This window comes from Pseudomonas glycinis (genome assembly GCF_054871425.1).
Map to the genome: position 1 here is coordinate 85703 of NZ_JBTYHF010000001.1, position 19797 is coordinate 105499.

Genomic DNA, 19797 nt, shown 5'->3' on the forward strand with positions numbered 1-19797 from the left:
CAATCTTCTTGAATTTGTATGGGGAAACTTGTGGGAGCGAGCCTGCTCGCGAAAGCGCTGGATCAGTCGACATCAATCTTGGATGTCAGTCCGTCTTCGCGAGCAGGCTCGCTCCCACAGGGTTTTGTTCAGCCTTTCTTCTGTGCAAACAACGCATCGAGCTTCTGCTCGAACGTGTGGTAATCGATACGATCGTAGAGCTCCATGCGAGTCTGCATGGTGTCGATGACATTCTGTTGCGTGCCATCGCGGCGGATCGCGGTGTAGACGTTTTCCGCTGCCTTGTTCATCGCACGGAACGCCGACAGCGGGTAAAGCACCAGCGAGACGTCAGCGCCGGCCAGTTGTTCGGTGGTGTACAGCGGCGTTGCGCCGAACTCGGTGATGTTGGCCAGGATCGGTGCTTTCACACGGTTGGCGAACAGCTTGTACATGTCCAGTTCGGTAATCGCTTCCGGGAAGATCATGTCGGCGCCCGCCTCGATGCACGCTGCCGCGCGATCAAGCGCCGATTCCAGACCTTCCACTGCCAGTGCGTCGGTACGCGCCATGATCACGAAGCTGCCATCGGTACGGGCATCGACGGCGGCTTTGATGCGATCGACCATTTCCTGCTGGCTGACGATTTCTTTATTGGGGCGATGGCCGCAGCGCTTGGCGCCAACCTGGTCCTCGATGTGAATCGCCGCCGCGCCGAACTTGATCATCGACTTGACCGTGCGCGCGACATTGAAGGCCGACGAGCCAAAACCGGTGTCAACATCCACCAGCAGCGGCAGGTCGCAAACGTCGGTGATACGGCGCACGTCGGTCAGCACATCATCCAGCCCGGTGATGCCCAGGTCCGGCACGCCCAGCGAGCCTGCGGCCACGCCGCCGCCGGACAGGTAGATCGCCTTGAAACCGGCGCGCTTGGCCAGCAGCGCGTGGTTGGCGTTGATCGCGCCGACCACTTGCAAAGGATGCTCGCTGGCGACCGCATCGCGGAAGCGCTGGCCCGGCGTGTTCAGGTTGGAAGTCATGCATCACCTCGTTCAGTGGCTGTCTTGTTGTGGGCGCCGTCCTCGTAGTGACGGGCGATGTTGCGTTTCGAGGCGCCGATGTGGCGGCGCATCAACAATTCCGCGAGTTCGCCGTCACGGTCGGCGATGGCATCGAGAATGCGGTGGTGTTCGGCGAAGGCCTGGTGCGGGCGGTTCGGCGTGGTGGAAAACTGGATGCGGTACATGCGCACCAGTTGATACAGCTCGCCGCAGAGCATCTGCGTCAGCGTGCGATTGCCGCTGCCCTGGATGATCCGGTAATGAAAGTCGAAATCGCCTTCCTGCTGGTAGTAACCGACGCCGGCCTGAAACGCCGCATCGCGCTCGTGGGTTTCCAGCACCCGGCGCAGTTCGTCGATTTCCTCGACGCTCATGCGCTCGGCGGCGAGGCGGCAGGCCATGCCTTCGAGGGATTCACGGATTTCGTAGAGTTCGATCAATTCGGCATGGCTGAGCGAAACCACCCGCGCACCGACGTGCGGCACACGCACCAGCAGGCGCTGGCCTTCCAGACGATGGATCGCCTCACGCAGCGGCCCCCGACTGATGCCATAAGTACGCGCCAGTTCCGGCTCGGAGATCTTGCTGCCCGGGGCGATCTCGCCTTTGACGATGGCGGCCTGAATGCGCCGGAAGACGTTTTCCGACAGCGTCTCGGAATCGTCACCGCTGATGACCGGGGGATCAAGTTGATCCAGCATGATTGTCGACACCTTTAAATCCAATGCGGCAAAAACTAGCCAATAAGACCGCATCAGTCAAAGGATAAATAGGTATTGTCGACAATCGTCTAATAACCGCAGCCAATCGATCGTCTATTAATGTGGGAGCGAGCCTGCTCGCGAAGGCGGCGGGTCAGTCGGCTTCTGCATCGAATGACACAGCGCATTCGCGAGCAGGCTCGCTCCCACAAGGGTGGCACCCTTTGCAGCTCATGGGTCGGCGCAAGCGCTGGCGCCATAAAACCACCGTGCTAGAATGCCGCCCGCATTTGCGGGTCTTTAGTACGGCTTGCCATAAAAAGCTGCCAGGCACACGCGGGGGCTTGCGCACGGTTGCGCGGGCACCTGAACCGATAACGGAACGCTGCGCACCAGGATTTATGAGACTCAAGCCTTTCCCCACCTTTTTTGCTCTGTTTTGCCTGCCGGGCCTCGCCGCCGCGGGGGAAAAAACCGTGTACGGCCTCAACGAATACGCTTCGCTTGACGGCATCAATCTCGAAGTTGCGGCCAAACTCGACACCGGGGCGAAAACCGCCTCGCTGAGCGCCCGCGACATCAAACGTTTCAAACGCAACGGTGAATCCTGGGTACGTTTCTACCTGGCCATCGACACCGCGCATTCACACCCCATCGAACGGCCGCTGGCGCGGGTCAGCAAGATCAAGCGCCGCGCCGGCGACTACGATCCGGAAGAAGGCAAGCAGTACACCGCCCGTCCGGTGATCGAGCTGGATATCTGCATGGGTTCGGCAATGCGCAGCATCGAAGTGAACCTCACCGACCGAAGTGCGTTCCAATACCCGCTTTTGATCGGCTCCGAGGCGCTGAAACGCTTCGACGCGCTGGTCGACCCCAGTCTTAAATACGCTGCCGGCAAACCTGCCTGCACCATCGCCGCTCACACCGCCGAGTAATTTCCATGCGTTCTCTAACCTTCCACCTGAAAATCCTGATCGCCGTGCTGGTGCTGCTGGGCGTTTCGGTTACGGCCTATCAGATTTTCGTGCTCGGCATCCCGGTGACCGAAGACGCCACCGACGACCTGTGGAACATCGACGCCAAGGTCGAGTTCGTCGCCAGCACCAAGGATCCGGTGAAGATCCAGATGTTCGTGCCGCCGTTGAGCCGCGATTACGTGAGCCTCAACGAAAGCTTCATCTCCAATAACTACGGCGTCGCGGTCAACCGCATCGACGGCAACCGCAAGGTGACCTGGTCGGCCCGTCGCGCCAAGGGCAACCAGACGCTGTATTACCGTCTGGTGCTGACCAAGCGCTACACCGCGGAAAAATCCAAGGTCAAAGGCCCGACCTTCCGTGACAGCATGGTCATCGAAGGCCCGGAAAAAATCGCCGCCGAAGCCCTGCTCGCGCCGATCCGCCAACATTCGGCCGACGTCGAAACCTTTATTGGCGAGGCGATCAAGCGCGTTAACAATGTCAACGACGACAACGTCAAATTGCTGCTGGCTGGCGATCCGTCGACTTCGCACAAAGCCAAGATCGTCGAACTGCTGCTGTCGATTGCCCACGTTCCGGTAGAAAAAGTCCACACCATCCGCCTCGTCGCCGATCAGCCACAGACACCCGAACTGTGGCTGCGCAGCTTCAACGGCAACGACTGGCTGTACTTCAACCCGGAAACCGGTGAGCAAGGCCTGCCAACCGACCGCCTGCTGTGGTGGACCGGTGACGAAAACCTGATCACCGTCGACGGCGGCAAGAAAGCCAACGTGACCTTCAGCCTGAACAACAGCGAGATGAACGCGATTCGTCTGGCCAAACTGACCGACGAAAACACTGACGCCAACTTCCTCGATTACTCGCTGTACGGCCTGCCGCTGCAGACTCAGCAGACTTTCATGATCATGGTGATGATCCCGATCGGCGTACTGGTAATCCTGATCCTGCGCAACCTCGTCGGCCTGCAGACCCTGGGCACATTCACCCCGGTGCTGATCGCGCTGGCCTTCCGCGAAACGCAGCTGGGCTTCGGCATTCTGCTGTTCACGGTGATCACCGCGCTGGGCCTGTCGCTGCGCTCGTATCTCGAACATCTGAAACTGCAAATGCTGCCGCGCCTGTCGGTGGTGCTGACGTTCGTGGTGGTGTTGATCGCGGCGATCAGTCTGTTCAGCCACAAGCTGGGGCTTGAGCGTGGCTTGTCGGTGGCGCTGTTCCCGATGGTGATTCTGACCATGACCATCGAACGTCTGTCGATCACCTGGGAAGAACGCGGCGCCAACCATGCGCTGAAAGTGGCGATCGGCACGCTGTTCGCCGCCTCCCTGGCGCACCTGATCATGACCGTGCCGGAGCTGGTGTACTTCGTGTTTACCTTCCCGGCGATCCTGCTGATTCTGGTCGGTTTCATGCTGGCGATGGGTCGCTATCGCGGCTACCGCCTGACCGAACTGGTGCGTTTCAAGGCCTTCCTGAAGAAGGCTGACGCCTGATGTTCGGTTTCTGGAAGACCTGGAAGGCCCTCGAGGCGCGCGGCATCATGGGCATCAACCGCCGCAACGCGGACTACGTGCTCAAGTACAACAAGCGCAGCCTGTACCCGATCGTCGATGACAAGATCCTCACCAAGGAACGCGCCATCGCCGCCGGCATTCACGTGCCGGAGCTGTACGGGGTGATCTCCACCGAGAAGGAAATCGACAAGCTCGACGAGATCATCGGCGGGCGCAGCGACTTCGTGATCAAACCGGCGCAGGGCGCGGGTGGCGACGGCATCATCGTCATCGCCGACCGCTTCGAAGGCCGTTATCGCACGGTGTCGGGCAAGATCCTCGCCCACGAAGAGCTCGAACATCACATCTCCAGCATCCTCACCGGCCTGTACTCGCTGGGCGGCCACCGCGACCGCGCACTGATCGAATACCGTGTGACCCCGGACCAGATCTTCAAGAGCATCAGCTACGAAGGCGTGCCGGACATCCGCATCATCGTGCTGATGGGTTACCCGGTGATGGCGATGTTGCGTCTGCCGACCCGCCAGTCCGGCGGCAAGGCCAACCTGCACCAGGGCGCCATTGGCGTTGGTGTGGATCTGGCCACCGGTTTGACCCTGCGCGGCACCTGGCTGAACAACATCATCACCAAACACCCCGACACCACCAACGCGGTGGACGGCGTGCAACTGCCCTACTGGGACGGTTTCATGAAACTCGCCGCCGGCTGCTATGAGCTGTGCGGGCTGGGCTATATCGGTGTGGACATGGTGCTCGATCAGGAAAAGGGTCCGTTGATTCTCGAACTGAATGCGCGGCCGGGGCTGAACATTCAGATCGCCAACGATTGCGGCCTGACCTTGCGCACTCACGCGGTTGAAGCGCGGCTGGAAGAGCTGAAGGCGCGGGGCGTTAAGGAATCGGTAGAAGAGCGGGTGGCGTTTACCCAGGAGATGTTTGGGCATATTCCTGCGGTCGAGGGCTAAAAGCTGAAAAGCCCCTCACCCTAGCCCTCTCCCGGAGGGAGAGGGGACTGACCGTGGTGGATGCGAGAGCTGCGCCGACCTGAAATACCCGGTCGAACTCCGGCCTTGAAAAGCATGAAGATCGGCTCCCTTTCCCCCTCGCCCCCTTGGGGGAGAGGGCTGGGGTGAGGGGGAGGCTTTTGACTTTGATCTGGCAGCGCAGAGGACTACAATCCCTACCCCGCCTCAACGGCCGATCTGCCCCGCCCATGTTGACCTGCTCCGTACACCCACTGCCCTACCGCGCCAACCCCGCCGACTATTTCGCGGCCATTCGCAACGCACCCGGCGCCGTGCTGCTCGACAGCGGCCGGCCGAGCGCTGAACGCGGCCGTTATGACTTGCTCAGCGCCTGGCCGCTGGAACAATTGGCAGTATTGCCGGACGAGAACGGTGCGCACTTTGTGCAGCGCCTGCGCGACAACCTCAGCCGCTTGGGCGAAGCTCAGTTGCCTGCCGGGTATGAATTACCGTTCGCCGGCGGGCTGATCGGCTATCTGAGCTACGACTTCGGCCGCCATCTGGAAAACCTGCCGAGTCAGGCGCTGGATGACCTGCAACTGCCCGATGCGCGTTTTGGCCTGTACGACTGGGCGCTGATCAGCGATCACCACGGGCAAACCAGCCAATTGGTCTTTCATCCAACGCTTGTCGACAGTGAACGGCAGCGATTGGTCGCGCTGTTCACGCAGCCTCAAGTTGACGCGCTGGCGCCCTTCAAACTGAACGCCCCGATGGCCGCTGATCTCTCGGCCGACGATTACCGTCAGGCCTTCGATCGCATTCAGGACTACATCCAGGCCGGCGACTGCTATCAGGTCAACTTCGCGCAACGCTTTCGTGCTGAATGCCAGGGCGATCCGTGGCTGGCTTACTGCGCTTTGCGTCAGGCCTGCCCGACGCCGTTCTCCGGCTTCCAGAGCCTGCCCGACGGTGGCGCAGTGCTGAGCCTGTCACCGGAACGTTTCGTCAGAGTCAGCCAGCGCCAAGTCGAAACCCGTCCGATCAAGGGCACCCGCCCCCGTGGCGTCACCCCAGCCGAGGACGCCGCCAACGCCGCCGAACTGCTGGCCAGCCCCAAGGATCGCGCGGAAAACCTGATGATCGTCGACCTGCTGCGCAACGACCTCGGGCGCACCTGCCGCATCGGCTCGGTGCGGGTGCCGGAGTTGTTCAGTCTGGAGAGCTATCCGAACGTGCATCACCTGGTCAGCAGCGTGACCGGTGAACTGGCGACGGATCGTGATGCGCTGGACCTGATCGCCGGCAGTTTCCCCGGCGGCTCGATCACCGGCGCACCGAAGATTCGGGCGATGCAGATCATCGACGAGCTGGAGCCGACCCGACGCGGTCTGTATTGCGGCTCGTTGCTGTATCTGGACGTGCGCGGCGAGATGGACAGCTCCATCGCCATCCGCAGTCTGCTGGTCAAGGATGGCCAGGTGTGCTGCTGGGGCGGCGGCGGGATCGTCGCCGATTCGGACTGGCAGGCGGAGTATCAGGAGTCGATGACCAAAGTGCGGATCCTGCTCGATACCCTGCAGAACCTCTGAAGCATCGCGAGCAGCCTCCCACACCGATCGTTCCCACGCTCCTGCGTGGGAATGCAGCCCGGGACGCTCGGCGTCCCTTTCAGAAGCCGAACGCGGAGCGTCCGATGAGGCATTCCCACGCAGAGCGTGGGAGCGATCATCGTGTGGGAGCGAGCCTGCTCGCGAAGACGCCCTTCCAGACGTCTACAAACTCAACTCTCTATTAGAGGCCTTGAGAAATTCCTGCTTGAGCTCTTCAAACGTATGCACCGCCGGGAACTGCGGAAACTCGCGAATTACGTTGTCCGGCGCATGGAACAGAATCCCCGCATCCGCCTCGCCGAGCATGGTCGTGTCGTTGTACGAATCACCCGCCGCGATCACCTGGTAGTACAGACTCTTGAACGCCAGCACCGACTGACGCTTGGGATCTTTCTGGCGCAGTTGATAGCCCGTCACCCGACCGCTTTCGTCAGTGATCAAGCGGTGGCAGAGCAAGGTCGGGAAGCCCAGCTGGCGCATCAGCGGCTGCGAGAATTCATAAAAAGTGTCCGAGAGAATCACCACTTGGAAACGCTCGCGCAGCCAGTTGACGAACTCCACCGCACCGTCCAGCGGTTTCAGCGTGGCGATGACTTCCTGAATATCCGAGAGTTTGAGGCCGTGCTCATCGAGGATGCGCAAACGCTGCTTCATCAATACGTCGTAATCGGGAATGTCCCGGGTGGTGGCCTTGAGGGAGTCGATTCCGGTTTTTTCGGCGAAGGCGATCCAGATTTCCGGTACCAGTACCCCTTCAAGATCCAGGCAAGCAATTTCCACAAGACACTCCCGTTTGTAGTGATTATTTGAGTCAAGCGAGGCCGAACTCTAGCGTTTGCACCCGAGGCGCGCAACGCAGAGGACGCCCCGGGCGCGGCAGCTTTTTGTTACCATCGGCCCCCTATAGAGCGCCCGAGCGCCATTGACCTGTAGGAAGCCGCCCTGATGAGCCCATCGTTCGACGTCGTGGAACTCGCCACGACCTATGCCAACAAATCCGCCCAGGACATCCTCAAGCTCGCCTTCGCCGAGTTCGGCGATGACTTGTGGATATCCTTCAGCGGCGCCGAGGACGTGGTGCTGGTGGACATGGCGTGGAAGCTGAACAAGAACGTCAAAGTGTTCAGCCTCGACACCGGCCGCCTGCACCCGGAGACCTACCGTTTCATCGAGCAGGTGCGCGAGCATTACCAGATCGATATTGAAATTGTCTCGCCGGACTACACGAAACTCGAACCGTTCGTGAAGGAAAAAGGCCTGTTCAGTTTCTACAAGGACGGCCACGGCGAATGCTGCGGCATCCGCAAGATCGAACCGCTGCGGCGTAAGCTGTCCGACGTCAAAGCTTGGGCCACCGGCCAGCGCCGCGATCAGAGCCCGGGCACCCGCAGCGCTGTGGCGGTGCTGGAAATCGACACAGCTTTCTCGACACCGGAACGCACCCTGTACAAGTTCAACCCGCTGGCGCAGATGACCAGCGAGGAGATCTGGGGTTACATCCGCATGCTCGAACTGCCCTATAACAGCTTGCACGAGCGCGGTTTCATTAGTATCGGCTGCGAACCCTGCACCCGCCCAGTGCTGCCGAACCAGCACGAGCGCGAAGGCCGCTGGTGGTGGGAAGAAGCCACGCAGAAAGAATGCGGGCTGCATGCCGGGAATATCATCAGCAAGAGCAAGGTTTGATCCCCCATTTTTAGAAGGACCTGTGGGAGCGAGCCTGCTCGCGAAAGCGCCGTTCCAGTCAACGTTTCAGTTGCCTGATCCACCGCATTCGCGAGCAGGCTCGCTCCCACATTGATATGTGCCAGGCATATAAAAGGTGTACACAAGGTTGTCACCATCGGTGCCATTTATGTGTGCACTTTCAGTTCTGACGCCCTGAAAAGTTACACTCCCCGGCAGAATCCCCGTCTGCTTGCCTCTCTGCAAACTCCCTCCCCTGAAAAAAATTCCTGCCCGATCGATCAATTTATATCGCCTGTTTTTCAGCCACTTATGCCGCATTGATAACTATTCGAAATGAGCCCTGCCGCTTATAGATTCGCAACTGGCACAAATCTGGCTTTATCGCATACATGTTTTGTATACAAAACTGCAAAACATGCACACTTTCGATCCGCAAGCCTGAAGCGCCCTATCCCGTACAGGCTGCAGATGCCCCGTAACCAGTGATGTTTTCACCGCCGCGACGAAGATTTGTCGAGCCTGAGCGCTCATGCACAGTCATCGCGGTGGCGAACGTCAGGAGCCTGCCGGAATGCGTACAAGTCTTTCGAATAACATCGCGCTGAATCTGCCCTCCGCCACGCTCGATCAACCGTTGCCCGATGACGGACTGAGCGAGCCGCTGCAACTGAGCCCGCGTCTGCACAACAGCGATCTGGCGCCGACCAAAGCCGAAGGCCGGCGCTGGGGCCAGTACAGCATCTTCGCCCTGTGGACGAATGATGTGCACAACATCGCCAACTACTCGTTCGCCATCGGCCTGTATGCGTTGGGCCTGGGCGGCTGGCAGATTCTGTTGTCGCTGGGGATTGGCGCGGCGCTGGTGTACTTCTTCATGAACCTGTCCGGGTACATGGGGCAGAAAACCGGGGTGCCGTTTCCGGTGATCAGCCGGATCAGTTTCGGCATCCACGGTGCGCAAATCCCTGCATTGATCAGGGCGGTGATCGCCATCGCCTGGTTCGGTATTCAGACGTACCTCGCCTCAGTGGTATTCCGCGTCTTGCTGACTGCCGTGCATCCGGGCTTTGCCGAATACGATCACAACTCGATTCTCGGCCTGTCGACTCTTGGCTGGGTGTGCTTCGTTGCCATCTGGCTGGTGCAACTGGCGATCCTTGCCTACGGCATGGAGATGGTGCGCCGTTACGAGGCATTTGCCGGGCCGGTGATTCTGCTGACCGTTGCTGCACTCGCCGGGTGGATGTACTTCCAGGCCAACGCGACCATTGCCTGGTCGATCCGCGAGCCGCTGACCGGTGGCGAGATGTGGCGCAACATCTTCGCCGGCGGCGCGTTGTGGCTGGCAATCTACGGCACGCTGATCCTCAACTTCTGCGATTTCGCCCGTTCTTCGCCGTGCCGCAAAACCATCAAGGTGGGAAATTTCTGGGGTTTGCCGGTGAACATTCTGGTATTCGCCGCGATTACCGTGCTGCTGTGTGGCGCGCAGTTCCAGATCAACGGGCGAATCATCGAAAGCCCGACCGAGATCATCGCCTCGATCCCCAACACATTCTTTCTGGTGCTCGGCTGCCTGGCTTTTCTGATCGTCACCGTCGCGGTGAACATCATGGCCAACTTCGTCGCCCCGGCGTTCGTCCTCAGCAACCTGGCGCCGAAGTACCTGACCTTCCGCCGCGCCGGGCTGATCAGCGCGACCATTGCCGTGCTGATCCTGCCGTGGAACCTCTACAACAGCCCGCTGGTGATCGTGTATTTCCTGTCGGGCCTAGGCGCCCTGCTCGGCCCGCTGTACGGGGTGATCATGGTCGACTACTGGCTGATCCGCAAAGGCCGGATCAATGTGCCGCAGCTCTACAGCGAAGACCCCAACGGCGCTTATTACTACAGCCGTGGCATCAATTTCCGCGCGGTGGCGGCGTTTATTCCTGCAGCGCTGATCGCCATCGTCCTGGCCCTGGTACCTGGTTTCCACAGCGTTTCGCCGTTCTCCTGGCTGATCGGTGCCGGTATCGCCGGCATGCTTTACCTGATCATCGCCAAACGCCAGACGCATTACGCCGAAGTCAGCGGCGAATGCATCGCTGTGGATAACGTCAGCCACTGATCCCTTCGCGGCCCGGTTTTCGGGCCGCACCACTGCCCGCAATAAGGATTTTCCATGCGTATTCTCGTGGTCAACGTCAACACCACCGAATCCATCACCGACGCCATCGCCCGCTCGGCGCAGGCCGTCGCTTCACCCGGCACCGAAATCGTCGGCCTGACCCCGTACTTCGGCGCCGAATCGATTGAAGGCAATTTCGAAAGTTACCTGGCCGCCATCGCCGTGATGGACCGAGTGATGGCCTATGACCAACCCTTCGATGCGGTGATCCAGGCCGGCTACGGCGAACATGGCCGCGAAGGCTTGCAGGAATTGCTCAACGTGCCAGTGGTAGATATCACTGATGCGGCGGCCAGCACCGCGATGTTCCTCGGCCATGCCTACTCGGTGGTGACCACGCTGGATCGCACCGTGCCGCTGATCGAGGATCGACTGAAATTGTCCGGCCTGTGGGATCGCTGTGCCTCGGTGCGCGCCAGTGGTCTGGCGGTTCTGGAGCTGGAACATGAACCGCAGCGCGCACTGGAAGCGATTGTGCAGCAGGCCGAACTGGCGGTGACCCAGGACAAGGCCGAGGTGATTTGCCTGGGCTGCGGCGGCATGGCCGGACTGGACGAGCAGATCCGCCGGCGCACCGGCGTGCCGGTGGTGGATGGCGTGACAGCGGCGGTGACGATTGCCGAGTCGCTGGTGCGTTTGAAGTTGTCGACGTCGAAGGTGCGGACTTATGCGACGCCACGGCCGAAGAATATTGTTGGCTGGGCGCAGCGCTTTGCTCGATAGACCGAGTTATCGTTCATCGCGGGCAAGCCCGCTCCCACAGGGTTTTGTGTTCTTTGCAAGATGTGTGAGCAACTCAAAACTTGTGGGAGCGGGCTTGCCCGCGATAGCCGCAACTCGGTTTGGTGCCTGGCTCAGATAGCACTAAACCGCCGCCCCAGTCCCTGCTCAGCAAACTGTTCAATCACGAAATCCACAAACGCCCGGGTCTTGCCCGGCAACAATTTGTGCTCGGCGTAATAGATCGAAATGTTGCCGTCATCGACAAACCATTCCGGCAGCACTCGCCGTAACGTCCCTGCCTGAAGATACGCGACCGCAAACGGCATGCTCACCAGCGCAATGCCCAAACCTTGCATCGCCGTTGCACAGGCAGCCTCGGAATCACTCATGGTCATCCGCGCCCGCAACGTCAGCGGGCTGTGTTGCTGATCGCGGTGAGTCAGTTGCCAGGAACGCAGGCGCCCGGTCTGCGGTGAGCGAATCAGAATGCCGTCGTGTTGCCTGAGGTCATCGGGATGGCTGATCGGCGCATGTTTTTGCAGATAGTCCTCAGATGCCACCAACACCCGATGCGCCGGTGTCAGCCTGCGCGCAACCACGCCTTGCGGCAGTTCAAAGCCGCCACCAATCGCCGCGTCGAAGCCCTGCCCGATCAGGTCGACTTGGCGGTTATCGAAATGCCAGTCCGGGTTGATCGCGGGATAGCGCCGCAGAAACTCACCGAGCAGCGGCACGATATACAGACGGCCGAACACCGTGCCCATGCTGACTTTCAGCGTGCCGGCCGGTTGCCCGCCGGCACTGGCCAGATTGGCCACGGCATTCTGGATGGTGGTCAGGCTGGCGCTGACTTCACTCAAAAACAGCTGCCCCGCTTCGGTCAGGGTCAGGCTGCGTGTACTACGCTGGAACAGCCGCACGCCAAGCCGCGCCTCCAATTTCGCCACGCTCTTGCCGACCGCCGCCGGGGTCAGGCTCAAGCGTCGCGCGGCTTCGGCGAAGCTGCCGACTTCGGCGCTGCGCACAAAGCATTCGATACTGCTGAACGTTTCCATGATCGCCACTATAAACTTTTGGTTTACACAGACTATAGCAATCATGGTCTACCCGGTTGTCGATGCCACGCCGATACTCGGCACCAACACCAAGGCATTCCGCCTTGAACACTTGGAGATCGAACATGACCACTCAACACCTCAGCGGCAAAGTCGCTCTGATTCAAGGCGGTTCGCGCGGCATCGGCGCAGCCATCGTCAAACGCCTGGCCGCTGAAGGCGCCGCCGTCGCTTTCACTTACGTCAGCTCCGCCGCCAAAGCCGAAGAACTGCAGAACAGCATCACCGGCAACGGCGGCAAAGCCTTGGCGATCAAGGCTGACAGCGCCGATGCCGGCGCGATTCGCCACGCCGTCAGCGCCACCGTCGAAGCGTTTGGGCGCCTGGACATTCTGATCAACAACGCCGGCGTGCTGGCCATCGCGCCGCTGGAAGATTTCAAACTCGAAGATTTCGATCAGACTTTGGCCATCAACGTGCGCAGCGTGTTCATTGCTTCGCAGGAAGCGGCGAAACACATGGGCGAAGGCTCGCGGATCATCAACATCGGCAGCACCAACGCCGACCGCATGCCCTTCGGCGGTGGCGGCGTGTACGCGATGAGCAAATCGGCACTGGTCGGCCTGACCAAAGGCCTGGCCCGCGATCTCGGCCCACGGGGCATCACCATCAACAACGTGCAACCTGGCCCGGTCGACACCGACATGAACCCGGCCCACGGCGAATTCGCCGACAGCCTGATCCCGCTGATGGCCGTCGGTCGTTACGGCACCGCCGATGAAATCGCCAGCTTCGTCGCCTACCTGGCCGGACCGGAAGCCGGTTACATCACCGGTGCCAGCCTGACCATCGACGGTGGTTTCGGCGCCTGACAGACCGGCAAAAAAAACGCCGCCCTTCTTTATAGAAGGGCGGCGTTTATGTTTAAGCGGTCAAGCCAGTTCCAGCATCGGCAGGCCAAATACGCTGGGCGTGAAATCTTTCAGCGAGCGGATAATGCCGTCAGCGTGAGCATATTTCTCGTCTGCCATTGCTGCGTCGGGGATGGCGATTGCGGTCATGCCTGCCGCTTTCGCTGCGGTGACGCCAAACGGCGAATCCTCGAACACCAGACAATCCTTGGGCGCAACGCCCAAACGCCGGGCGGCGGTGAGGAAAATATCCGGCGCCGGTTTGGCCGCGCCTACTTCCGGATCGTCCGCCGTGACGATGAAATCGAACAGCGCAAACCACTCACGGTGCAAGGTGGTTTTCTGCCCGAACGACTGGCGCGACGAACTGGTGCCGACTGCGATCGGGATGTTGTGCGCCTTGAGGTGACGCACCAGCGCTTCGGCCCCCGGCATCGCTTGCGCCTTGGGGAAACGCTCGCGCATCAGCGGCTCGCGGATCTGCAGAAATTCTTCCGGAGTGATCGGTAGTTCCAGCGCCTGCACCACGTAATTGGCCAGGTCATTGGCACCGCGACCAATGATGTTTTGTTTGACGCTCCAGTCGAAGGTTTTCCCGTAGCGCCCGGCAATCAGCGAGGTGACCTCGGTGTAAATGCCCTCGGTGTCGAGCAGCAAACCGTCCATATCGAAAATCACGGCCTTGATCGGGCCGAACGTCTTCAGCGGTGCATTCATCATCGGATCCGTTAACAAAGACATCCCGGGCGACAGGCAACGTGCCGCAACGCGGATCTGATTAATGGGTTCAGCAGCATAGCGAGGCCGATGGACATTGAGCAACGGGCAATGCCATCGACGCCTTTTCGCATTTAGCGAAAACTCCTACAGACACTGCCTACTTCCCCGACTTCTTTCCTTTTTGATCCCCCGCAAAGTCCGCGCCCCCGTTTCTTCATATGCGCGAGCGACTGCGAATGTTTCAACCCGATCAGCTCCTGGCCCTGAACAACAGCATCGGACTGCTGGTGGTGGCCGCCCTGAATCCGAAGCAGCCAGATTTCGAAGCGCTGATCGATGAGTTCCGCCTGTGCCTGAACAACTACGATGCCTGGGCCGAGCAGTTCTGGACCGGGACGGCGCTGGACATCGAGCAGGTGTTCAAGGTTGGCAATGACGTACAACTGAGCGCGCCGATCACCTCGCGCGCACCTGTCAGCTCATCGGTAGTCATGTGCCCGGCCAACGGGCCACTGACCCTGGTGCATTTGTTCGAAACCGCGCGCTTCGTGCCGATCGGCGAAACCCCGGTGACCCTCGAACCGCTGCTCAGCGACGTCGACGGTGTGCTGACCTTCGGCGAACCACTGCGCTACACCATCGGCCCGAGCGGGATCCTCGAGGTGACCGATTGCGTGCGGAGCCAGCGCTACCGCGTCACCTTCTTTCCCGATGTTTCTACCGACCATGTCCGCGCCCTGTATGCCTCATATGAAGGCGTGATTGCCGGTCTTGAAGGTTGGCTGCGCGGCGAGTGGACAGGCTTTCAGCCGCAATGGACGGAGTTTTCCAGCGCCGGTTTTCTTGATCGTTACGGGCAGTTGCAACGGGCCGATTGGCGCGGTCTGGAAAAAGCTTTGAATGGCGTCTGGGATGACATTCAACAACTGTTCGCCCTACTTGCCGATCTGCAGGAGCACAGCGCAAAGCTTCTGGAATACCTCAGCGAGGTCGAACTTGAGGCGCTGCTGGCGGCGTCCAGCGAGGCGATTGCCAACGCCTTGTTGATGCTCAGCGACGAGCCGTTGCTGTTCATTCATCTGGCTGCGTTTACCAGTTGGCTGAAGATGCTGCCGCCGCAATACCTCGCCGAGGTGGTGGCCGAAGTTCGCACCGAGTTGCTCATCAGTTTCCTGTTGATGCGCGTGGCGGGCGGTGCCGGCGTATCGCTGCGTTTGAGCAGCAAGGTCCTGGCGAAAGTCAAGTCGCCACGGGCGCGAGAGTGGCTGGCCGCCTCAGCCTTGCGTCTGGCTGAGCTGACTTCTACGCCGGAGCTCAAGCAGCACGCGAGCACGCTGAAGCCGCTGATGTTTCATGCGCGCGAGGTGGAGCTGAAGCCGACACCGTCGATTCCGCTGAACATTCGTCAGGCCGACGCGGTGGTGCTCCGCGTGCCGAATCCGGCGCCACTCGCGCGGGAAAAATCCCAAGGCATGGCGCGTCTTGAGCGCCACGAGCCCCACGACGACGTCCCCGTCCAGGCGAAAAACCCCAACGGCGATGCCGCCGACTGCGTCCCCAATACCTGCAAAAACGGCTGCCCGGTGTCGATGGTCACCGGCGAAGAACTGCTGACCCTGACCGACGCCGTGCTCGACGGCGTGTTGCCCTTCGAGTTCACCCGTTTGTACCGCAGCAGCGCGGTCGAGATCGACATCGGCCTGGGTTTCGGCTGGAGCCATACGCTCGCGCATCGCCTGTCCTTCGACGGCGATGGCGTGATCTGGATCGACCACGAGAACCGCCGCACTCGGTTTCCCCTGCCCAATGTCGCGCGCCCGGCGATTCACAACAGCCTGTCGCGGGCGGCGATCTTTCTCGGCGATGAGCCGGAAGAACTGATCCTCGCCCTGGCCGGGGAAACCGCGCGGTTCTATCACTTTCGCGCCGGCCGGCTGACCGCAATCAGCGATGTCTACGGCAATCGTCTGACCCTGCAACGCGATCGCTCCGACCGCATTCAGCGTCTGGACAACGGCGCCGGGCGCGCGCTGCTGTTGCGGTATGACCGCGCGCAACTGGTGGCGGTCGATTATCAGGTGTTCGTCCAGTGCGAGTGGACCACCGAACAAAACCTTGCCACCTACAGCTTCGATGCGCGGCAACGCCTGCTGGTCGCGACCAACGCGGTCGGCGACAGCGAGCGCTACGACTACGACGATCACCACGTCATCCTCCAGCGCCAGCTGACCGGCGGCGCGAGCTTCTTCTGGGAGTGGCAGCGTGAGGGCAAAGCCGCCCGCTGCGTGAGGCACTGGGCTTCGTTCTCGCAGATGAACACCCGTTACGTCTGGAACGATGACGACGCCAGCGTGACCGTGCATTACGTCGACGGCACCGAAGAAGTCTACGTCCACGACGAGCGCGCGCGGCTGGTGCGCCAGGTTGCGGCCGATGGTGGTGAACAGCTCAAGGCCTATGACCAGCAGGGGCGTTTGATCGCCGAGCAGGATGCGTTGGGCGCGGTTACCGAATACCGCTACGACGAAGTCGGACGGCTGATCGCGCTGATTCCACCGGACGATGCACCAACGTCCTACGAGTACCGCAACGGTTTTCTCTACAAGCGTTGTCGTGGTGATGCGGTGTGGATTTACCGGCGCAACGCTGAAGGTGCCGTTACCGAAGCGGTCGATCCCGACGGCCAGGTCACGCATTACTACTACAACCTGCGCGGGCAATTGCTGTCGCTGCGTTATCCGGACAGCAGCCGCCATCGCTGGGTGTGGAACGAGCTGGGTCAGCTCATCGAAGAAACCCTGCCCGATGGCGGCGTGCGGCGCTTTTCCTACGATGCGCTGGGCCGGCGGATTACCACTCAGGACGAATTTGGTGTCGTCAGCCGTCAGGAGTGGGACGCCGCCGGCCGACTGATCCTGACGACTTCTCCTACGGGCAGCACGCGCGCCTACAGCTACGGCGCCTACGGCCAGATCACCGCCGAACGCGATGAACTCGGGCGCATCACCCGCTATGAATATGACGATGATTTGCACCTGGTCTCGCGGCGGGTCAATCCTGACGGCACCCGCGTGCAGTACCGCTATGACCATGCGCGGCTGTTGCTGACCGAGATTGAAAACGAATCGGGCGAAAAGTACCGACTGGATTACACGCCGACCGGATTGATCCGACAGGAAATCGGGTTTGATGGGCGGCGTACGGCTTACGTCTACGACCTCAACGGGCACCTGCTGGAGAAGACCGAGTTTGGCGAGCAGGGTTTATCGCTGGTCACCCGGTACGAGCGCGACGCGGCTGGAAGGTTGCGAGTCAAAACCCTGCCCGATGGGATCAAGGTCCACTACGACTACGACCGCCTCGGCCGATTGATCGGTGTCGATGACGGCCAGAACCATCCGCTGGCCTTCGAGTATGACCGTCAGGACCGGCTGATCACCGAGCATCAGGGCTGGGGCACCTTGCGCTACGCCTATGACGCCTGCGGCCAGCTCAAACGCCTGCGTCTGCCGGATAACAGCAAGCTCGATTATCACTACGCCAAGGGCGGTGCGCTGTCAGCCATCGACCTCAATGGCACGCCGCTCACGCGCCACGTCTACCAGTCCGGTCGCGAACAGCAACGCCAGCAAGGCTTGCTGCTCAGCGAATACTCCTACGACGATCAGGGCCGTTTGCTCGCCCACGCTGTAGGTCATCGCCACGCTTCGCTGTACCGCCGGGATTATGCCTACAGCGCCAACGGCAATCTCGAGCACATCGCCGACAGCCGCCACGGCCAGCGCACCTATGGCTACGACGCCCTCGACCGGTTGATCCGCGTACGCCACTCGCGCGACGAACTGCCCGAATCCTTCGCCCACGACCCGGCCGGCAACCTGCTGATGCAGGACCGCCCCGGCCCTGCGCAGATCAAGGGCAATCGCCTGTTGATGCAGGGCGATCGTCATTACGACTACGACGCCTTCGGCAACCTGGTCCGCGAACGCCGTGGCCACGGCCAGACCCTGGTCACCGAATACCGCTACGACTGCCAGCACCGCCTGATCGGCCTGACCCGCCCCGACGGCCAGACCGCCACTTATCACTACGACGCCTTCGGCCGGCGCATCCGCAAAACCGTCGACAGCGCCGTCACCGAATTCTTCTGGCAAGGCGAACACCTCGTCGCCGAAAGCAGCGGCACGCAATACCGCAGCTTCCTCTACGAACCCGGCACCTTCCGCCCACTCGCGATGCTCGACGGCAAAGGCCCGAAAAAGGCCTGCCCGTTCTACTACCAACTCGACCACCTCGGCACCCCGCAGGAACTCACCGACTACAGCGGCGAAATCGTCTGGTCCGCGCAATACGACGCCTACGGCAAAGTTGCCGCCGTCACCTTGGCCGGCGAAGACTATCTGGATCAACCGCTGCGCTTTCAGGGGCAGTATTTCGATGTTGAAAGTGGGCTGCACTACAACCGCCATCGGTATTACGACCCGAGATTGGGACGGTACCTGACGCCGGATCCGGTGAAGCTCGCGGGTGGGTTGAATCAGTACCAGTACGTGCCGAATCCGACGGGGTGGGTGGATCCGTTGGGGTTGACGTCCAACTGCCCGCCGCCGAAGAAGCCTGGGTGTGAGGTTCCGGGTGGGATTGGCGCGGCTAAAGTTGATGAGGGGGAGCCGGATGTACCGGCCATCGCTCACGATATAGATCCAAACACTCTGAAACGAGTACATGCAATCGCGGGTAAGACCTCAACTAGGACAGTAGATGGGTATAAGGACAAAATGCGTGACGGATTCAATTCAGTACGCCCCATTGACGTTCTAGAACATAACGGCAGTTTATATATTCTGGATGGACACCACCGCGCAGCAGCTGCACGACAAACTTCGACCAATGTGACGATTAAACTCATAACAAATCTGAAAGCGTACGAAGGATCTCTAAGAAGCATTGAAGATATATTAGAGTCAGCAAATAATGTAGGCTTCGACAGATTGGAGCACCGGAGAAGAAGATGAGCGATCAAAGTGAAACTTTGGAAACCCTGATAAATGATTTTATCTCCATGGTAGATTCCAGTACGTCGATACTTGAAAGAAAATTTGGCACTCGAGATATTCGAAAGCTCTGGTATACCAAGGCGATCAAGCGATGCGGGAGAGTCACTCGAGGCGTTAAATATGAATTGCACGGCATTGGCTGCCGCATCAATCTATCGACAGGAACCGTAGATTTTGACTATGGACCTAATGGTGAAATCAATGGATTCGACACTTGGCGCTTATACAACTTTGCTCGTGAACGACCATCTAAGCATAAAAAGTATTGCAACGAAGAAACTATCGAAAAAGAATTCGCCGAATACATCAATCTAAAAAAGATCAAAAAAATTTCAGCCATAAGTAATCTATATATCTGGGCCGACTCGAAAGAAACGACCTAAACACGACCACAAAGAGGGCCTGTTGACTCAGGCCCTTTAAACCAATATTCAAAATCTCCATTCACCACGAACACTCTCACTGCTCATCCCCATCCTCCTCATACTCCATATCCGCCTCATCCGCATCATTCAACGGCACCGTCGCATCATCCATCAGCGAGCCGGGATCTTCATTCCCCGGATCATTGATAAACGGCAATCCACTCGGGCCCTTCTCTTCTTTGCCTTCGGTTTCAGGAGTCATGGCGCACCTCTTGAGCGTGTGGG

16 protein-coding genes are annotated in these 19797 nt (G+C 60.0%); 10 read left to right on the top strand and 6 right to left on the bottom strand.

Annotated elements, in window-relative coordinates:
* Positions 1–128 precede the first annotated feature (128 nt).
* Together prpB and ACYSTU_RS00350 are read right to left on the bottom strand one after the other, a co-directional pair.
* Entirely contained in the window at positions 129–1022 is an 894-nt protein-coding gene (gene prpB, locus ACYSTU_RS00345) for a methylisocitrate lyase (RefSeq protein ID WP_016773821.1), read from the bottom strand.
* On the bottom strand, positions 1019–1741 hold the full coding sequence (locus ACYSTU_RS00350) for a GntR family transcriptional regulator (protein WP_177180867.1): 723 nt from the start codon (positions 1739–1741) through the stop codon (positions 1019–1021). Before ACYSTU_RS00350 ends, prpB begins: the two co-directional genes overlap by 4 nt.
* A gap of 404 nt (positions 1742–2145) precedes the next feature.
* Between ACYSTU_RS00350 and rloA the strand changes: the two genes are divergently transcribed.
* The 4 genes from rloA to pabB all read left to right on the top strand — a co-directional run bounded on the left by rloA (position 2146) and on the right by pabB (position 6801).
* Positions 2146–2682 (top strand): retropepsin-like aspartic peptidase RloA, encoded by a 537-nt coding sequence (gene rloA, locus ACYSTU_RS00355; RefSeq protein ID WP_016773819.1) that lies wholly within the window; start codon positions 2146–2148, stop codon positions 2680–2682.
* A gap of 5 nt (positions 2683–2687) precedes the next feature.
* Positions 2688–4223: an osmotic stress tolerance membrane protein RloB gene (gene rloB, locus ACYSTU_RS00360; protein WP_024012295.1), complete on the top strand. Its 1536-nt coding sequence runs from the start codon at positions 2688–2690 to the stop codon at positions 4221–4223.
* Entirely contained in the window at positions 4223–5209 is a 987-nt protein-coding gene (locus ACYSTU_RS00365) for an alpha-L-glutamate ligase-like protein (protein ID WP_016773817.1), read from the top strand. Before rloB ends, ACYSTU_RS00365 begins: the two co-directional genes overlap by 1 nt.
* Before the next feature lie 248 nt (positions 5210–5457).
* A complete protein-coding gene (gene pabB / locus ACYSTU_RS00370) occupies positions 5458–6801 on the top strand; it encodes an aminodeoxychorismate synthase component I (protein ID WP_498994942.1) in 1344 nt (447 codons plus the stop codon).
* Positions 6802–6984: 183 nt separating this feature from the next.
* Here pabB and thrH read toward each other — a convergent pair whose 3' ends face one another.
* Positions 6985–7602 carry a bifunctional phosphoserine phosphatase/homoserine phosphotransferase ThrH gene (gene thrH / locus ACYSTU_RS00375; RefSeq protein ID WP_336354207.1) on the bottom strand — a complete coding sequence of 206 codons (618 nt, stop codon included), beginning with the start codon at positions 7600–7602 and terminating at the stop codon, positions 6985–6987.
* Positions 7603–7767: 165 nt separating this feature from the next.
* Between thrH and ACYSTU_RS00380 the strand changes: the two genes are divergently transcribed.
* The 3 genes from ACYSTU_RS00380 to ACYSTU_RS00390 all read left to right on the top strand — a co-directional run bounded on the left by ACYSTU_RS00380 (position 7768) and on the right by ACYSTU_RS00390 (position 11404).
* Complete coding sequence (locus ACYSTU_RS00380) at positions 7768–8508, top strand: phosphoadenylyl-sulfate reductase (RefSeq protein WP_122611940.1); 741 nt, start codon at positions 7768–7770, stop codon at positions 8506–8508.
* 574 nt (positions 8509–9082) lie between these two features.
* Positions 9083–10621, top strand: coding sequence for an NCS1 family nucleobase:cation symporter-1 (locus tag ACYSTU_RS00385; RefSeq protein WP_122881612.1), 1539 nt, complete (start codon positions 9083–9085; stop codon positions 10619–10621).
* A 54-nt stretch (positions 10622–10675) separates the two neighbouring features.
* A complete protein-coding gene (locus ACYSTU_RS00390) occupies positions 10676–11404 on the top strand; it encodes an aspartate/glutamate racemase family protein (protein WP_212615714.1) in 729 nt (242 codons plus the stop codon).
* Positions 11405–11535: 131 nt separating this feature from the next.
* Here the strand turns inward: ACYSTU_RS00390 and ACYSTU_RS00395 are convergent, their stop codons facing one another.
* Positions 11536–12459, bottom strand: coding sequence for a LysR family transcriptional regulator (locus ACYSTU_RS00395; protein ID WP_498994952.1), 924 nt, complete (start codon positions 12457–12459; stop codon positions 11536–11538).
* Between the two features lie 125 nt (positions 12460–12584).
* Here ACYSTU_RS00395 and ACYSTU_RS00400 point away from each other — a divergent pair, with 125 nt between their 5' ends.
* Positions 12585–13331, top strand: coding sequence for a 3-oxoacyl-ACP reductase family protein (locus ACYSTU_RS00400; protein ID WP_498994955.1), 747 nt, complete (start codon positions 12585–12587; stop codon positions 13329–13331).
* A gap of 60 nt (positions 13332–13391) precedes the next feature.
* On the opposite strand, the gene ACYSTU_RS00405 is transcribed toward ACYSTU_RS00400, so the two are convergent.
* Positions 13392–14087: an HAD-IA family hydrolase gene (locus ACYSTU_RS00405; protein WP_038861408.1), complete on the bottom strand. Its 696-nt coding sequence runs from the start codon at positions 14085–14087 to the stop codon at positions 13392–13394.
* A gap of 239 nt (positions 14088–14326) precedes the next feature.
* Here ACYSTU_RS00405 and ACYSTU_RS00410 point away from each other — a divergent pair, with 239 nt between their 5' ends.
* Together ACYSTU_RS00410 and ACYSTU_RS00415 are read left to right on the top strand one after the other, a co-directional pair.
* The gene (locus ACYSTU_RS00410) at positions 14327–19105 is read left to right on the top strand and encodes an RHS repeat-associated core domain-containing protein (protein ID WP_498994961.1); all 4779 of its coding nucleotides are present in this window, start codon (positions 14327–14329) and stop codon (positions 19103–19105) included.
* On the top strand, positions 19102–19530 hold the full coding sequence (locus ACYSTU_RS00415) for a DUF6896 domain-containing protein (protein ID WP_498994964.1): 429 nt from the start codon (positions 19102–19104) through the stop codon (positions 19528–19530). Before ACYSTU_RS00410 ends, ACYSTU_RS00415 begins: the two co-directional genes overlap by 4 nt.
* A gap of 76 nt (positions 19531–19606) precedes the next feature.
* Here the strand turns inward: ACYSTU_RS00415 and ACYSTU_RS00420 are convergent, their stop codons facing one another.
* Positions 19607–19774, bottom strand: a complete 168-nt coding sequence (locus ACYSTU_RS00420) for a hypothetical protein (RefSeq protein ID WP_016773805.1) — start codon at positions 19772–19774, stop codon at positions 19607–19609.
* Between the last annotated feature and the right edge of the window lie 23 nt (positions 19775–19797).

What these genes read in the sequence shown, in the direction of transcription:
- prpB (WP_016773821.1), bottom strand. Translation starts at nt 1,022, where the DNA reads ATGACTTCCAACCTGAACACGCCGGGCCAGCGCTTCCGCGATGCGGTC.
- rloA (WP_016773819.1), top strand. Translation starts at nt 2,146, where the DNA reads ATGAGACTCAAGCCTTTCCCCACCTTTTTTGCTCTGTTTTGCCTGCCG.
- rloB (WP_024012295.1), top strand. Translation starts at nt 2,688, where the DNA reads ATGCGTTCTCTAACCTTCCACCTGAAAATCCTGATCGCCGTGCTGGTG.
- ACYSTU_RS00365 (WP_016773817.1), top strand. Translation starts at nt 4,223, where the DNA reads ATGTTCGGTTTCTGGAAGACCTGGAAGGCCCTCGAGGCGCGCGGCATC.
- pabB (WP_498994942.1), top strand. Translation starts at nt 5,458, where the DNA reads ATGTTGACCTGCTCCGTACACCCACTGCCCTACCGCGCCAACCCCGCC.
- ACYSTU_RS00380 (WP_122611940.1), top strand. Translation starts at nt 7,768, where the DNA reads ATGAGCCCATCGTTCGACGTCGTGGAACTCGCCACGACCTATGCCAAC.
- ACYSTU_RS00385 (WP_122881612.1), top strand. Translation starts at nt 9,083, where the DNA reads ATGCGTACAAGTCTTTCGAATAACATCGCGCTGAATCTGCCCTCCGCC.
- ACYSTU_RS00390 (WP_212615714.1), top strand. Translation starts at nt 10,676, where the DNA reads ATGCGTATTCTCGTGGTCAACGTCAACACCACCGAATCCATCACCGAC.
- ACYSTU_RS00395 (WP_498994952.1), bottom strand. Translation starts at nt 12,459, where the DNA reads ATGGAAACGTTCAGCAGTATCGAATGCTTTGTGCGCAGCGCCGAAGTC.
- ACYSTU_RS00400 (WP_498994955.1), top strand. Translation starts at nt 12,585, where the DNA reads ATGACCACTCAACACCTCAGCGGCAAAGTCGCTCTGATTCAAGGCGGT.
- ACYSTU_RS00405 (WP_038861408.1), bottom strand. Translation starts at nt 14,087, where the DNA reads ATGAATGCACCGCTGAAGACGTTCGGCCCGATCAAGGCCGTGATTTTC.
- ACYSTU_RS00410 (WP_498994961.1), top strand. Translation starts at nt 14,327, where the DNA reads ATGTTTCAACCCGATCAGCTCCTGGCCCTGAACAACAGCATCGGACTG.
- ACYSTU_RS00415 (WP_498994964.1), top strand. Translation starts at nt 19,102, where the DNA reads ATGAGCGATCAAAGTGAAACTTTGGAAACCCTGATAAATGATTTTATC.
- ACYSTU_RS00420 (WP_016773805.1), bottom strand. Translation starts at nt 19,774, where the DNA reads ATGACTCCTGAAACCGAAGGCAAAGAAGAGAAGGGCCCGAGTGGATTG.